11 protein-coding genes and 1 tRNA gene are annotated in these 14726 nt (G+C 71.4%); 3 read left to right on the top strand and 9 right to left on the bottom strand.

The window, feature by feature from the left end; translation table 11 throughout:
* Together H286_RS0102865 and H286_RS0102860 are read right to left on the bottom strand one after the other, a co-directional pair.
* A tRNA-Gln gene (locus tag H286_RS0102865) sits at nt 1-72 on the bottom strand.
* 69 nt (nt 73-141) lie between these two features.
* Nucleotides 142-3765 carry a glycosyl hydrolase 53 family protein gene (locus H286_RS0102860; RefSeq protein WP_020097037.1) on the bottom strand — a complete coding sequence of 1208 codons (3624 nt, stop codon included), beginning with the start codon at nt 3763-3765 and terminating at the stop codon, nt 142-144.
* A gap of 86 nt (nt 3766-3851) precedes the next feature.
* Here H286_RS0102860 and H286_RS0102855 point away from each other — a divergent pair, with 86 nt between their 5' ends.
* Entirely contained in the window at nt 3852-4349 is a 498-nt protein-coding gene (locus tag H286_RS0102855) for a MarR family winged helix-turn-helix transcriptional regulator (protein WP_020097035.1), read from the top strand.
* A 103-nt stretch (nt 4350-4452) separates the two neighbouring features.
* The gene (locus H286_RS0102850) at nt 4453-5277 is read left to right on the top strand and encodes a pseudouridine synthase (RefSeq protein WP_018188371.1); all 825 of its coding nucleotides are present in this window, start codon (nt 4453-4455) and stop codon (nt 5275-5277) included.
* On the opposite strand, the gene H286_RS0102845 is transcribed toward H286_RS0102850, so the two are convergent.
* The 4 genes from H286_RS0102845 to mgrA all read right to left on the bottom strand — a co-directional run bounded on the left by H286_RS0102845 (nt 5278) and on the right by mgrA (nt 10497).
* Nucleotides 5278-7086, bottom strand: a complete 1809-nt coding sequence (locus tag H286_RS0102845; RefSeq protein WP_020097034.1) for an ABC-F family ATP-binding cassette domain-containing protein — start codon at nt 7084-7086, stop codon at nt 5278-5280.
* Between the two features lie 66 nt (nt 7087-7152).
* Complete coding sequence (locus tag H286_RS0102840) at nt 7153-8463, bottom strand: GNAT family N-acetyltransferase (protein WP_020097033.1); 1311 nt, start codon at nt 8461-8463, stop codon at nt 7153-7155.
* A 37-nt stretch (nt 8464-8500) separates the two neighbouring features.
* Nucleotides 8501-9427, bottom strand: a complete 927-nt coding sequence (locus H286_RS0102835) for a 4-(cytidine 5'-diphospho)-2-C-methyl-D-erythritol kinase (RefSeq protein ID WP_018188375.1) — start codon at nt 9425-9427, stop codon at nt 8501-8503.
* Nucleotides 9424-10497: an L-glyceraldehyde 3-phosphate reductase gene (gene mgrA, locus H286_RS0102830; RefSeq protein WP_020097031.1), complete on the bottom strand. Its 1074-nt coding sequence runs from the start codon at nt 10495-10497 to the stop codon at nt 9424-9426. The genes H286_RS0102835 and mgrA overlap by 4 nt, the downstream gene beginning before the upstream one ends.
* Nucleotides 10498-10590: 93 nt before the next feature.
* Between mgrA and H286_RS0102825 the strand changes: the two genes are divergently transcribed.
* Entirely contained in the window at nt 10591-12159 is a 1569-nt protein-coding gene (locus H286_RS0102825; protein WP_020097030.1) for a stealth conserved region 3 domain-containing protein, read from the top strand.
* Here H286_RS0102825 and H286_RS0102820 read toward each other — a convergent pair.
* The 3 genes from H286_RS0102820 to H286_RS0102810 all read right to left on the bottom strand — a co-directional run bounded on the left by H286_RS0102820 (nt 12119) and on the right by H286_RS0102810 (nt 14705).
* Nucleotides 12119-13033, bottom strand: coding sequence for a phosphodiesterase (locus H286_RS0102820; protein ID WP_028497371.1), 915 nt, complete (start codon nt 13031-13033; stop codon nt 12119-12121). The two genes, H286_RS0102825 and H286_RS0102820, sit on opposite strands and share 41 nt — an antisense overlap.
* A gap of 153 nt (nt 13034-13186) precedes the next feature.
* A complete protein-coding gene (gene rsmA, locus H286_RS0102815) occupies nt 13187-14026 on the bottom strand; it encodes a 16S rRNA (adenine(1518)-N(6)/adenine(1519)-N(6))-dimethyltransferase RsmA (RefSeq protein ID WP_020097028.1) in 840 nt (279 codons plus the stop codon).
* A gap of 67 nt (nt 14027-14093) precedes the next feature.
* Nucleotides 14094-14705, bottom strand: coding sequence for a hypothetical protein (locus H286_RS0102810; protein ID WP_020097027.1), 612 nt, complete (start codon nt 14703-14705; stop codon nt 14094-14096).
* Nucleotides 14706-14726 lie beyond the last annotated feature (21 nt).

Here is a 14726-nt window from a genome sequence, read left to right as displayed (position 1 = left end):
CTCCGCCGCCAGGATTCGAACCTAGACCTCACAGCTCCAAAGGCTGTCGTGCTGCCATTACACCACGGCGGACCGCAGCCGACCGGGGGTCCGGCGGCCGCCTGACAAGTCTGCCATGCGGCCGCCGTCCCTCCGGGCGCGTCAGCGACGCACCGTCACCGTGAGCGGCGTGCTCGTGCTCGTTCCGGCGGCGTTGCGGAACTCCACCCTGTACGCGTGCGATCCGCGGCTGACGCCGGATGCCGCATAGGTCGCCTGCTGCGCCTTCGGCGTGCGCGCCGCGAGGTCGCCCTCCGCGACGACGCGGCCGTCCTCGAAGACCCGGTAGGAGGTCGCGTTCGTACCCCACCACAGGTTGGCGGTGACCGTGAAGGTGCCGTCGCCGTCGTGGTTGTCGTGGCTGAGGACGGGGATGCCGGGGGCCGCGGCATCCACCACGACCGTCATCTCGGCGGTGCGGGTCTCACCGCGGGTGTTCGCCAGCACCGCGGTGTAGCGGTAGGTGCCGTCCGCGCGGCCCGTGACCGGGACTCGGGCGGTCTGCGCCCAGGTGCCCCGGTACGCGAGGGGCACGGTGTCCAGGAGCCGGCCGTTCTCGTAGAACCGCACCGACGAGGCGTTCTCGCCCCACCACAGGTTCATGGTGAGCGTGTAGTCGCCGTCCTTGAGCCCCGTGTCGTACCCGTTGTCGTTCGACAGGGTCGCCGTCCCGGGTCGCGCCGTCGCGGTGTCGGCGTCCGTCCGGACGAGGCCGGCGCGGACGTCGACGAGGAGAGCCCGGGCACGATCCACCTCGGCCGCGGTGGGCCAGGCGGCGGCCACGACGATGCGGGCCTTCTCGACGGCCGCCGGGATCCGCGCCGACGACCACGCGGTGTAGGGGGCCGTGTCGAGAGCCTCGAGGTCGGCGATGCCGGCGGCGAGCTCGCCGGTCGAGACGCGCTCGCCGGTGCGGACGACCCTGATCTGATCGACGGTGCCCCACGCCTCGGCGGGCAGGTCGGCGGCGACGCCGACCGTGAGGATCCCGTCGGCCCCGACCGTGACGGCCGGAGTCGTGCCGGTGCGGAACTGCTGCCAGCCCTCCAGCGGGACGGGAGCATCGACGGTGCGACCGCCGGTCGTCGCGGTCACCGTGAGGGCGCCGTTCCCTTCTCCGTCTCCCTGCTCACCGTCTCCTTGGGCGGTCGCCGAGACGGCATATGTGCCGGGCGTGACACCCGCGATGCGCTGCGTCACGGCGAAGCGGTACGCGGACCCGGACCAGAACGACACCGCACGCGCGCCGGCTGCGGCATCCGTCGTCGCGCCGATCGTGGCGCCGGTGCCGGTCACGGTCCACGGCGACGCATCCGAGGATTCGAAGCCCCCGTCGCGCACCCAGGCGGCCGCCGTGACGGTGACGGCCGCGGTCACGTCCGTGTCGGCGGCGCGGCCTCTCACCCGATACTCGCCGGGGCCGGTGATCCACGAGACCGCGTCCGACCAGGTCGCGGGTGCGGTGCGGACCGCCCCGTCCCACGCGCGGACGGTCACGGAGGCGGGCAGTCTCACCGGCTCGCCTTCGCCGATCGTCACGGCGACCGGCAGCACGACCGGTGCCGGTGCCTCACCCGCGAGCACGAGGCCGTCGAAGGCGGCGGTCAGCGCGGCCTCGGCGGCGGCGACGCGATCAGCGCTCGGCGCGGAGGACGACAGGACGAGGCGCGCGATCCGAACGGCCTCGTCGAGCGTCTCGATCGATCCCGTGGTGGCGGCCGAGCGTTCGACGTCGTCCGCGCGGTCAACGAGCGTCCGCAGGCCCGCGGTGTCGACCGCGTCGGCCGCTCTGGTGAGCACGAGGTCGTCGAGCGTGCCCCAGGCGCCGGCAGGGAGGGATGCCGCCACCTCGACGGTCGCGCTGCCGCCCTCGGCGACCGTGACGGCGTCCGTCACGGGAGTCGACCAGGCACGCCAGCCGTCGAGCCCGAAGTCGGCTGAGGCCGCCGCATCCCCGGACGAGACGGTCAGTCGGACGTTCCCGTCGCTGCCCTCACCGTCGCCCTGCAGCGCCCCCGATGCGGAATAGCGACCGGCGGGGAGCCCCGACACGGTCTGACGGAGCGTGTAGGTGTAGGCCGATCCGGAGTAGAAGTGCGCCGATCGCTCCCCCGTGCGGGGATCGTCGGTGGCCCGCAGGGCCAGTCCCTCACCGGTGACGCGCCACATCGACACGTCCGCGTCCTCGAACCCCGGGTTCCGCAGTCCGTTCACGGGACGGATGACGACGGTCACCGTCGTCGCATGGCCGGACGACGTCGTGCCGCCGAGCGTGTACGTGCCGGGCCCGCCGATCCACTCGGCATCCCGCGACCATTCGACCGTCTCGTCGTCGACGGATCCGTCGTTGAAGGTGACGGCGACCGTGGCGGGGAGGACGATGTCGTCCCCATCGGTGAACGAGACGGTCGGGTCCTCGACGTCCACGACCTCGCGCGGGGCGACGGCGCCGGTCCGGGCGTAGGAGAACACGTTGAGGGATTCGAGCGGGGTGCCGTCGGCCGCGAAGAGCGCCTGGTTGTCCCAGGCGGATCCGCCGTACCAGTGCCCGGCGTCCTCGGGTTCGTACTCCCCCGCGAAGCTCGACGCCCACCCCGACCCGTCCCGCTCCCACAGGACCTTGTTCTGCGCGAGGCGGTCGGGCGGACCGACGGGGAGCCAGGCCGGCTCCCAGTAGAAGACGCCGATGCCGGCGTCACCGACGTCCACCACTGCCTGGATGACGTTCCGCACTGCGGTCGCCTGACCCTGCACCGAGACGGGGTACTGCGTCGCCTCGGAGGGGAGGTCGATGACGTTGCCGTGGCCGTCGGCGTCGTCGAGCGTGTGCGCCCACGACGTCTCGGCGACCATGACCTTCTTGCCGTAGGTGTCGGCCACCTGCCGGAGGACCGAGGTCAGATTCGCCGTGCTGCCGTGCCAGAACGGGTAGTACGACGAGGCGAAGACGTCGTAATCGACGCCGTACGTCTTCAGGTTGGCGGCGTACCCGGCGTACCGGCCCGCCGTCTCGGGGTTCGTGAAGTGCACGGCGACGAGGGCGTCGGGATACACGTCGCGGACGGCGGCCGACCCGGCCGAGAAGATCTTCGCCATCCCCGGCCACCCGGTGACCCCCGCGACGGCGTTGTTGGTCTCGTTGCCCACCTGCACCATGTGCACATCGACGCCGGCGTCGGCGAACTCCTCGAGGACGTCGGCGGTGTAGTCCCTCGTCTGTGCGGCCTTCTCGTCGACGCTGAGGTCCCGCCAAGCCTTCGGAGCCTGCTGCTTCGCAGGGTCCGCCCAGAAGTCCGAATAGTGGAAATCGACGAGGACCCGCAACCCTGCCTCGGTGGCACGGCGACCGATCTCGACGGCACGGTCGACATCGACGTCGCCGCCGCCGTACCCGTTGCCGTCGGCGTCGAACGGGTCGTTCCACACCCGGACGCGGACGTCGGTGACGTCGTGGTCGGCGAGGACGTCGAATAGGTCGGCGGGCTCGCCCGCGTCGTCCCGGAACACGACGCCCGAGGCCTCGAGGGAGAGCACGGACGAGACGTCGACGCCGTTGATGAAGCCGGCAGGCAGGCCGTCGACCTTCGGGACGACGATGCCCGCGTCGACGGGTCCCTCGGCGGCCGAGGCGACCGGTGCGGTGATCACACCGGCGCTCAGCATGCCGAGGAGGAGGGCGGTCGTGGCGGTGGCGGCGGTCGTCCGCCGGGCGCGCGATGCAGGCATCGAGGTGATCCTCTTCGATCTCGGCGGTCACGTCGTCGCCCGCCTGTTACCGGTCACAGTAGCAGGCGCTCTGCGATGATGAGGAGATGGTCCCCGAACACGACGAGGTCGACCGGATCGTGAGCGCGTGGGTCGCGCAGCGACCCGATCTCGACTTCTCCCCCCTCGAGGTCCTCTCGCGCGTGGACCGGCTGTCGCGCCATCTCGACCGTGCCCGCCGCGACGCGTTCCACCGCAGCGACCTGGAGCCGTGGGAGTGGGATGTGCTCTCCGCGCTGCGCCGCGCCGGCGAGCCGTACCGGCTGAGCCCGAAGCAATTGCTCCAGCAGACCCTCGTCTCGAGCGGCACGATGACGAACCGCATCGACCGGCTCGTGGAGCGCGGCCTCGTCGTCCGCGCCGCCGATCCCGGTGACGGCCGCGGCGTGCTCGTCACCCTCACCGAAGAGGGACGCAACCGGGTGGATGCCGCGATCACACGACTCGTCGATGCTGAAGCGGAGCTGCTGGGCCAGCTCTCGCGTGCCGACCGCGAACGCCTCGCAGGGCTCCTGCGCAAACTCAGCCTCGGCTTCGACGCCTGAGTCCGCGATGGCGATGCGCGCTCCGCTCCCCGTCCGCGACGGGGTGGGTCCCACCCGGCTCCGAGTACCCCGGACGGGACCATGGGCCACGATCGCGGAATACGTGACGGGACGGTTCTCGCACATCGACCCGGAGGTCCTCCTCGGCCGGTTCGATCGCGGTGAAGTGGTCGCGTTCGACGGCACGCGGCTCTCGCGCAAGACGCCGCTGGGAGCCGAGGACTTCGTCTGGTACTACCGCGAGCCGCCCGACGAGCCCGCCATCCCTTACGACGTCGCGGTCCGTCACCTCGATGACGACCTGCTGGTCGTGGACAAGCCGCACTTCCTCCCGACGACACCGGGCGGCGGGTTCCTCATGAACTCCGCCCTCGTGCGACTGCGGCAACGGTTCGACAACCCCGACCTGACGCCCATCCACCGACTCGACCGCGCAACCGCCGGTCTCGTCATGTTCTCGGTCCGCCCCGCGACCCGCGGCGCGTACCAGACGCTCTTCGCCGACCGCGCCGTCGAGAAGGTCTACGAAGCGGTGACGACGATCCCGGGCAGCGGGATGCCGCCGCTCCCCCTCGTCGTCCGCTCGCACCTCACCAGTACACGCGGAAGCCTCCGCGCGATCGTCCACGAGGACCGCGAACCGAACGCCGAGACGCTCGTGGAGGCGATCCGCGTCGGCGAGACGGCGGCTCACCTCCGGCTGCACCCGCGCACGGGACGCATGCATCAGCTGCGCTCCCACCTCGCCGGGATCGGGCTCGGCATCCTGGGCGACCGGTTCTACCCGGACCTGCTGGACGAGGCGCCGGACGATCCCGAGCGCCCGCTGCAGCTCCTGGCCCGTGAACTGCGGTTCGTCGATCCGCTCAGCGGCGAACAGCGCGAGTTCACCACCGGCCTCGCGCTGCGCGAGGCCGACCGCGTCTGATCAGCCCAGCTCTTCGCTGAGCTCGAACCAGCGGTCCTCCGCCTCGGCGACCTCGGTCTCCATGGCCGCGATGTGCTGCATCTTCTCGCCGAGACCGACGTAATCGCCCTGGTCGTGGTCGGCGAGTGCCGCCCGGGCCTTCGCGATCTGGTCCGACAGCTTCTTGATGCGACGCTCGAGGCTCGTGACCTCCTTCTCCGCCGTGCGACGATCAGCGCCCGACAGAGCGGATGCCGTCGGTGCCGCGGCATCCGCCTTCTGACCGCCGGGAGTCGCCGCGCCCGTCGCCTGCGGCTGGCTCGCGCGCAGGCGCAGGTACTCCTCGATCCCGCCGGGGAGGTGGCGGAGACCGCCGCCCATGACGGCGTACTGCTGATCGGTGACGCGCTCCATGAAGTAGCGGTCGTGGGACACGACGATGAGGGTGCCCGCCCAGGAGTCGAGGAGGTCCTCGATGGCCGCGAGCATGTCGGTGTCGAGGTCGTTCGTCGGCTCGTCGAGGATCAGGACGTTCGGCTGGTCGAGGAGGATGAGCAGCAGCTGCAGGCGTCGCTTCTGACCGCCGGAGAGGTCCTTCACGGGGGTGGAGAGCTGCGCCGAGGCGAACCCCATCCGCTCGAGGAGCTGCCCGGGGGTGAGCTCCTGCGCCTTCGAGCCGGCACCGAACGTGTAGGTCGTCCGCAGGCGCGAGACGACGACGCGCACCGGCTCGTTCAGGTGCGGGTCGAGCTCGTCCATCCGCTGCGTGAGGGTCGCGACCTTCACGGTCTTGCCGTGCTTGACCCGTCCGCTGGTCGGCAGGACCGTGCCCGAGACGAGGCCGAGGAGCGTCGACTTGCCGGCGCCGTTGACACCGAGGATGCCAGTGCGCTCCCCCGGCGCGATGCGCCACTCGACGTCCCTGAGGATCTCACGGCCGTCGTAGGCGACACCCGCATCGAGGAGGTCGACGACGTCCTTGCCCAGACGCGCCACGGCGAGGGACTGCAGCGAGACCCGGTCGCGGATCTCGGGGACGTCGGCGATGAGCTCGTTCGCCGCGTCGATCCGGAACTTCGGCTTGGTCGACCGCGCGGGGGCACCTCGCCGCAGCCACGCGAGCTCCTTGCGGGCGAGGTTCTGCCGCCGCGCCTCGATCGTGGCGGCCTGGCGGTCGCGCTCGACCCGCTGGAGGATGTACGCCGCGTAGCCGCCGTCGAAGGGCTCGACGATGCGGTCGTGGACCTCCCACGTCTTGGTGCACACCTCGTCGAGGAACCACCGGTCGTGGGTCACCACCATCAGGGCACCCGATGACGGCGACCAGCGGCGCTTCAGGTGCTCGGCGAGCCAGGCGATCCCCTCGACGTCGAGGTGGTTGGTGGGCTCGTCGAGCGCCAGGACGTCCCAGTCCCCCGTGAGCAGCTGGGCGAGCGCCACCCGGCGGCGCTGGCCACCCGAGAGCGTGCCGATGGCGGCCTCCCAGTCGAGGTCCGACAGGAGACCCGCGATGACGTCGCGCACGCGCGCGTCCCGCGCCCACTCGTGCTCGGGGCCGTCGCCGACGACGGCGCGTCCCACCGTGAGGTCGTCGGGAAGGACGTCGCTTTGCTCGAGGACGCCGATCGTCACGCCGCCGCGCACGGTGACGCGTCCGGAGTCGGGGTCGCGGCGACCGGCGAGCATCGCCATGAGGCTCGACTTGCCGTCGCCGTTGCGGCCGACGATGCCGATGCGGTCGCCCTCGTCGACGCCGAGCGAGACGCCGTCGAAGACCACTTTGGTCGGGTATTCCAGGTGCAGGGCCTCGGCCCCGAGAAGATGTGCCATCGCCTCCAGGCTACGCGGCGCCGCCTGACCGCTCGGCGTACGCCGCCCCGCTGGTCCCGACCACGGTCAGTACCAGAAGCTCAGCCGCGGCGGCGTCGTCGCCGCGAAGACGCGTGCGATGCGATGCGGGTCGTCGGTCTCGACGCGTCCCGCGCGAGCGAGAGTCACCGGGGACACGGCGCCGAGGAGCATCGCCGAGAGCTCTTCGACACCGAGACGCACGAGCGGGACTCCGAGGGGCGGGTCATCGACGACGTCGACGCCGGGCGTCTCGCCGGCCGTCAGGACGAAGGTGCCGTCGGCGATGCCGAGCGCATCGGTCACCTCCAGGGCGATGACGTCCTCGACGTCGTAGCTGCGGGCGGCCAGCGTCGCCGGGACGTCGAGCACGCGGAGATAGTGGTGGTCCCGGCTGGTGATCCGCGCGGCTCGCTTGTTGTCGATCATCCACCAGAGCGGCTCGTCGACCGACAGTTCGCTGGCCCGGACGGTGCCGACCAGGTCGAGGGTCAGCAGGAAGCGCCACAGGCCGGCGTAGGCGGCATCCGTCCCTGCCACCACTCGCGACACCGTGGCGGTCGAGGCAGCCCAGTCGTCGTCGTCCTCGGTGATGCTGTAGACGGCGACGCCTTCGACCTCGCCCGCCGGCGAGCGGTACTGGACGACGCGCAGCTTGTCGGCCTTCTCGGCGTCGGCGCGCGTCCCGAACGTGCGGTCCCAGTGCCCGCCGGGCATGGTGATCTCGCCCGGGGTGGCCAGACGGATCCGCTCGTACAGGTCGGTCGCGGCATCCCGGCCCTGCTCGCGCGTGATGTAGTCGATGCGCCCCGGGGCGACCGGGCCGATCCATCCGGTGCGGCGCGTGGAGATCTCCCACGACGTGGCGGTGACCGCGGGGGCGAAGCCGAAACGGCCGTAGATTCCGGACTCGCTGACGGTGAGGCCCGCGATCGGGAACCCGAGTGAGACCGCGGTGCGCAGTTCGCCGCGCATGAGGGTGCTCAGGATGCCGCGACGCCGGTGCGTAGGCGCGACGGTCACCGCGCTGACGGCGCACATCGGAACGGCCGACCCGCCGGGCAGGGTGAGCTCGGTCCCCCACGACGCGAAGGTCGCGACGGGGACGTCGGTCTGCACGCCGGCGGCGTCGTACACGCCGATCTTGCGGCGGTAACCGTTGCGGGCGAAGGACTCGGTGTACTGGGCCTCGGTGGGCTCCCCGCCCAGGAAGCCGCGGGCCACGGCATCCTGCCAGCGATGGGTGCCCTCCTGATCGTCGTCACCGACGCGCGCTGCGCGGAGGCCGCGCGCGTCCAAGGTGGCGGTCAGGTCGTCGTCGAGAGCGGCCGAGTGGAACTGGTCATCGAGGGAGCTCATCCCCCCAGGCTAGGGGGACGTGCCGACACGGGCGAGGTCAGACCACGCGCGCGCCGGCGACGGGACCCGTCACCGCGTGGACCTCGTGGCCTCGCGCCGCGAGCTGCTCGGCGATCCGCTTCGCGTGCTCCGAGTCCGCGGCGAGGAAGGCCGTGGTCGGCCCGGAACCCGACACCAGCCCGCCCAGCGCACCGGCGTCCAGCCCCTCGTCCAGGAGGACGGCGAGGTCGGGTCGCAGGTGGACGGCGGCGAGCTGCAGATCGTTGCGGATCGCGGTTCCCAGCGCCGCGGCATCCCCTGAGCGCAGCGCTCGGAGGACCGCGGGGTCGACCGACGGCAGGGCACGGTCGGGGGCGATGTCGGCCTCGGAGCGGAGGCGATCGAGCGTCCCGTAGACCTCGGGCGTCGAAAGTCCGCCGCCGTCGGCCACCAGCACCCACGCGAAGAACCCGCGCCCCAGGGCGGGGGCGAGCTCGTCGCCGCGCCCCGTCCCGACCGCGGTGCCGCCGAGCAGGGCGAACGGGACGTCCGCGCCGAGCTGAGCGCCCAGCGCGTGCAGTTCGGTCGAGCTGAGCCCCCCGTCGACGAGCTCGTTCACCGCGACGAGAGCAGCGGCAGCATCGGCCGACCCGCCTCCCATGCCGCCGGCAACCGGTACGCCCTTGTGGATCTCGAGACGGATGCCGCCCTCCCACCCGACGGCGTCCGTCACGAGGCGCGCCGCGCGGAGCGCGAGGTTCGACTCGTCGAGCGGGACGCCCGATACGTCGACGTCGCCGCTCACGGAGAGACTCGTGACGTCGGCATGCGACGCCCAGACATCCTCGAACAGCGAGACCGCCTGGTAGACGGAGGCGACGTCGTGGTAGCCGTCGTCGCCGACGGGGCCCACCTCGAAGAAGAGGTTGAGCTTGCCCGGCGCGCGCACGTGCACGCGCCGGGACGTATCGAGGGACAGACTCACGCGTTGGCCGAATCGGCCCACAGGTCGACGTCGATCGCGCCCGACAGTTCGTCGATGCGGGCGAGCTCGTCGTCGTCGAACGGCGCACCGTCGACGGCGGCGAGGTTCTGATCGAGCTGCTCGGGGCGCGAGGCGCCGATGAGCGCAGAGGTCACCACCTCATCGCGCAGGACCCACTGGATGGCCATCTGCGCGAGGGTCTGGCCGCGCTGCTGAGCGATGCCGTTGAGCGACCGCAACGTGTCGAGCGCCTTCTGGTTCAGCTGACCGTCGGGCAGCGAGAAGCGGCTCTGGGCGCGTTCGGCGCGGCCGTCGCCGAGGTACTTGTCGGTGAGCAGGCCCTGCGCGAGCGGGGTGAACGCGATGGCGCCCATGCCGGCCGTCTTGAGCGAGTCCGTCAGGCCGTCCTCGACCCAGCGGTTGAGGATCGAGTACGAGGGCTGGTGGATGATGAGCGGCGTGCCGAGGCTCTTGGCCACGGCGACGGCCTCTTCGGTGCGCTCCGCACTGTAGGAGGAGATGCCGACGTAGAGGGCCTTGCCCTGGCGGACCAGGGTGTCGAGGGCGCCGATGGTCTCCTCGATCGGCGTCACGGGGTCGGCGCGGTGCGAGTAGAAGATGTCGACGTAGTCGACGCTCATGCGCGTCAGCGACTGCTCGGCGCTCGCGATGAGGTACTTCCGCGAACCGTAGTTGCCGTAGGGGCCGGGCCACATGTCGTAGCCGGCCTTGGAGGAGATGATCAGCTCGTCGCGGTACGGTGCGAAGTCCTCGCGCATCATGCGGCCGAAGTTCGTCTCGGCCGAGCCGAACGGCGGGCCGTAGTTGTTCGCGAGGTCGAAGTGGGTGACGCCCCGGTCGAAGGCGTGCCGGAGCAGAGTACGCTGGTTGTCGAAGGGGATGTTGTCCCCGAAGTTCCACCAGAGTCCCAGCGAGATCGCCGGCAGATACAGGCCGCTCGAGCCGACCTGGCGGAAGGCCCCCGCATCGTAGCGGGAGGACGCCGCCTGATAGGGGCGGTGGGTGTCGCCATTGCGCGACGAGGGGAAACGGTCCGCGTAATCGGTCATCACCCCAGGCTAGCGATGCCGGACACCCGAAACGTCGGCGAAACGACCGCCACTTACTCTTGCTCGACCGAATATGCACAACAAGGAGAACATATGGCGCGACTGACTGCACTGCCGTCCGAGGGTGGTTCCTGGACCGCACTCCTCGAACGCGAGGACATCGTCCTCGTCGGAGGCATGCTTCATCTGCGCCATGACGACACCACTCCCGAACAGGCTCGCATCGACGATCTGCTGCTGATCGCCGATGCGTTGTCGGATGCCGGCATCCCGCACCTCCTCATCCGTCACTCCCGCGCCGTCCCCGGTCTCGTCGTCGACCTCGCTCACCGCGACCGCGCCCTCGCGGCACTGACGGACCAAGCCGTCACCGAACCGCTGTACGCGAAGGCCAAGGGCGGCACGCCCGTGCCCTTCGGCGAGCTGCGCCTGCGCGGGTCGGGCCCGTCGTCGCTGCGCGTGTTCCGTCCGCGTATCGCCGGCGAGCTGCGCTACGGCGCCGGCCACGGCGTTCGGGTCGAGTTCTGGCGCTTCGGCGAGGAGCTCGTCGAGGCTCCGCACGCCAACGACCTCACCCGGCGCGCCTTCGCGGCGGAGGACGTCGAGCCCGCGACCGCCCTGCGCTACGGCCGCACGTGGCAGACGCTGCACGGGATGTTCGACCCCCACCCGGGCGAGGTCACCCACGAGATCGACATGGTCTTCTCCTGGGTCGACGGATCGTCGTCCGAGTTCCAGCGCCAGCGCGCGGCCCAGCTGTCGGAGTACGTCGTCGGCGACGGCGACGACGGGCCCGCCCGGTACCGCCACGTCGACGAGCTGCGGTACGCCCTGCGCAGCGTCCACATGTACGCGCCGTGGGTGCGACGCATCTTCATCGCGACCGATTCCCCCGCCCCCGCGTGGCTGCTCGACCACCCGAAGGTGACGATCGTCCGGAGCGAGGAGTTCTTCGAGGACACCTCGGTGCTCCCCACGCACAACTCGCACGCCGTCGAGGCGCAGCTGCACCGCATCGAAGGGCTGTCGGAGCACTTCCTGTACTCGAACGACGACATGTTCTTCGGCCGCCCGCTGTCGCCCGAGCTGTTCTTCTCCCCCGCTGGCGTCTCGTCGTTCGTCGAGTGCGACGTCCGCATCGGCACCGGGCCCCGCCGCGTCGCACGGAGCGGTCACGACAACGCGCTGCGCCTCAACCGCGAACTCCTCAAGGAGCGCTTCGGACGCACGATCGTCCGCGACCTCGAGCACTGCGCGGCACCGCTGCGCCGCTCGGTGATGTTCGAGCTCGAGCAGGAGTTCCCCGAAGAGATCCGGCGCACCGCGGCATCCCGCTTCCGCTCCGCGACCGACGTGTCGGTGACCAACTGCCTGTACCACTACTACGCGCAGTTCACGGGCCGTGCGATCGCGTCGACCGCGCCGCGTGTGCGGTACTTCCAGACGACGCAGGCCGCGTCGCTGCGACGGATGGAGCGCCTCGCCGAGCGCGGGGACGTGGACATGTTCTGCCTCAACGACGGCGGCGACCTCGAGGTGCCCGAAGCGGTGCGCGTGCGCGCGGTGACGGGTCTGCTCGAGCGGCTCTTCCCGGTCCGCGCGCCCTGGGAGGACCCTGCGGTCAGTGCAGCGCCGGCACGCCCGGTCGAGCTGCACGCGTGACGGAGCCGGTGACGCCCGCCTCGCGCAGGCGTCGCTGAGCCTCGGCGGGGTCGATGTACTCCAGCGGCCGCGGCACGTCGATCGGCACGACCGAGTGGACGACCGTGTCGTCGTAGACGTGCACGAGGTTGTACGCCTGCGCGCCGTCCTGCGGACGCGAACCGCCGACGGGGACGGTCAGATCCTGCGCGTAGCAGGTAGACGATGCGACGGACACGGGGATCCCCGCGAACGTCGCGAACGTCGAGTAGTGCAGGTGCCCGGCGATGATCGCGCGGACGTCCGTGCCGCGCAGGACGTCCGCCAGCCGGTTCTGGTCGCGCAACTCGACGCTCGCCGCGAGCGGGAGGACGCTCGGGACCGGCGGGTGGTGCATCGCGAGGACCGTGCCGAGCGGCGCGGGCGTCGCGAGCACGCCGCGCAGCCACGCGAGCTGGGCGTCGGAGAGCTCGCCGTGGTGGTGCCCGGGCACGCTCGTGTCGAGGGTGACGATGCGGAGCCCGTCGAGCTCGTCGACCCGGTCGTAGGGTGCCGTCGGATCGGCGGGCGTCTGGTCGAGCAGGTGCTCGCGGAAGGCGCCGCGGTCGTCGTGGTTGCCCATGACCCACAAGAGCCGTGCGTCGAGCCGCTCGGCGAACGGCTCGACGAGGGCGCGGATCGCGTCGTACGCAGCGGCCTCGCCGAGATCGACGAGGTCCCCCGTGAAGACGATCGCGTCGGGAGCGATGCCGCTGGTTTCGATGGCGTCGAGCGCGGCGGTCAGCGATGCCTCCCCGTCGACGCTCTCGAACAGGCGAGGTCCCGGGCCACGCAGATGCGTGTCACTCAGGTGGAGCAGGATCCGTTCGGCGGCCGGATGCTCGGCGCGGCGCATGGTCACTTCTTCCGTCAGTGCGAGAGCTCGGGTGCCCCCGCCGTGCTCTGAAATGTTACCGGCATGTTTCGGGAACACGGGGTGAATGACGCGCGAAGTCTGCGAGAACGGGTGTGGGTGTCGCCTCGCGAGCAGATGACGGATGCCGAGGGCTCACGCGCGGGCGATGCGGACGAAGTCCTCGATCGTGAGTTCCTCGCCGCGCGCGGTAGGCGCCACGCCGGCGCGTTCGAGTACCTCGCTGGCCGCGGCGGACGACCCGCCGAGGACGGCGGACAGGGCCTGGCGGAGCATCTTGCGCCGCTGTTGGAACGCCGCGTCGACGATCGCGAAGGTGCGGAGGCGCTCCTCTTCGGTGCCGCGGGCCGCGGCATCCCGTTCGAAGCCCACGAGGACGCTGTCGACGTTGGGGACCGGCCAGAAGACCTGACGGGAGACGGTGCCGGCGAGGCGCCAGGTGCCGTACCAGGCGGCCTTGACGCTCGGGGCGCCGTAGACCTTCGAACCGGACGGGGCCGCGAGGCGTTCGCCGACCTCGGCCTGCACCATGACGACGCCGCGCTGGATGGTCGGGAAGTGCTCCATGAAGTGCAGGAGCACCGGAACGCTGACGTTGTACGGCAGGTTCGCGACGAGGACGTCGGGGTCGCCCGGGAGCTCGCTCACGCGAAGGGCATCCTGCGCGACGACGGTCAGCGCGCCGTCGGGGACGCCGTGCGCCGCGGCGGTGGCGGGCAGGCGCTCGGCGAGGCGGTGGTCGATCTCGACGGCGGTGACCGGGGCGCCGGTCTCGAGGATGGCGAGGGTCAGCGAGCCGAGACCCGGCCCCACCTCGACGACGCGGTCGGCCGAGGTCACGCGCGCGGCCGTGACGATCTTGCGGACCGTGTTGGCGTCGACGACGAAGTTCTGCCCGAGCTTCTTGGTGGGGGTGACGTCGAGGTCGGCGGCGAGGGCGCGGATCTCGGCGGCTCCGAGGAGGGTGACGGGCATGGGTTCCAGCCTAGTTGCCGGGCTCCCCGGACCCCGCCGCCGTCCGCGCTTCCTGATGATCGGCGGCTCAGCCGCCCTCGCCACCCGGGTCGACGGGAGCGCCGTCCCCGTCCTCCGGAATGTCGCCGCGCTCGACGGGTCCGCCGCGATCATGGCGTCGTTGCACCTCGGCGAACATCCGATCGACCTCCGCGACGGTCGGAGCCCGCAGGCCCGCGGCGGCCTCTTCCAGATCATCCCGAGGTGCGCCGAGGCCGTCGCCGCCGACAATCACCACCGTTCGGCCCTCCTGGACGACGGCGAACTCGTCGATCCCCCCGGCCGACCGGTGCCACGTCGCGCCGTCCTGAATGCAGGCGGCCTCGCCGCCGCCCCACAACTGCTGAGCGGCGCAGCCGTCGGCATCCATCTCCCCCGGATCGGTGCGCACGGTGATCATGTCGCCCGTGCCGGGCTTCGCCCACGTCGCGGTCATGCCGCCCTCGTCCGTCTCGTTCACGGACTGCGGCGCCAGGTCGTATCCCTCGATCGTCGTCGTCACCACGAGCGCGGGGTCGACACCGAGGTGCGAGACCCGTTCGGCGATCTCGGCGGGCGTCGCCGCAGCCGCCGCGCCGCACCCCGAAAGTCCGATCGCCACGAGGGCCGCGGGCAGGGCGAACAGCAGGCGACGAGGCATGCGGCTCACCCTAGCCCCGCG

Origin of the sequence: Microbacterium sp. 11MF, assembly GCF_000383475.1 — a bacterium.
Lineage (GTDB): Bacteria > Actinomycetota > Actinomycetes > Actinomycetales > Microbacteriaceae > Microbacterium > Microbacterium aquilitoris.
This window is presented reverse-complemented; position numbering and strand designations above follow the sequence as displayed.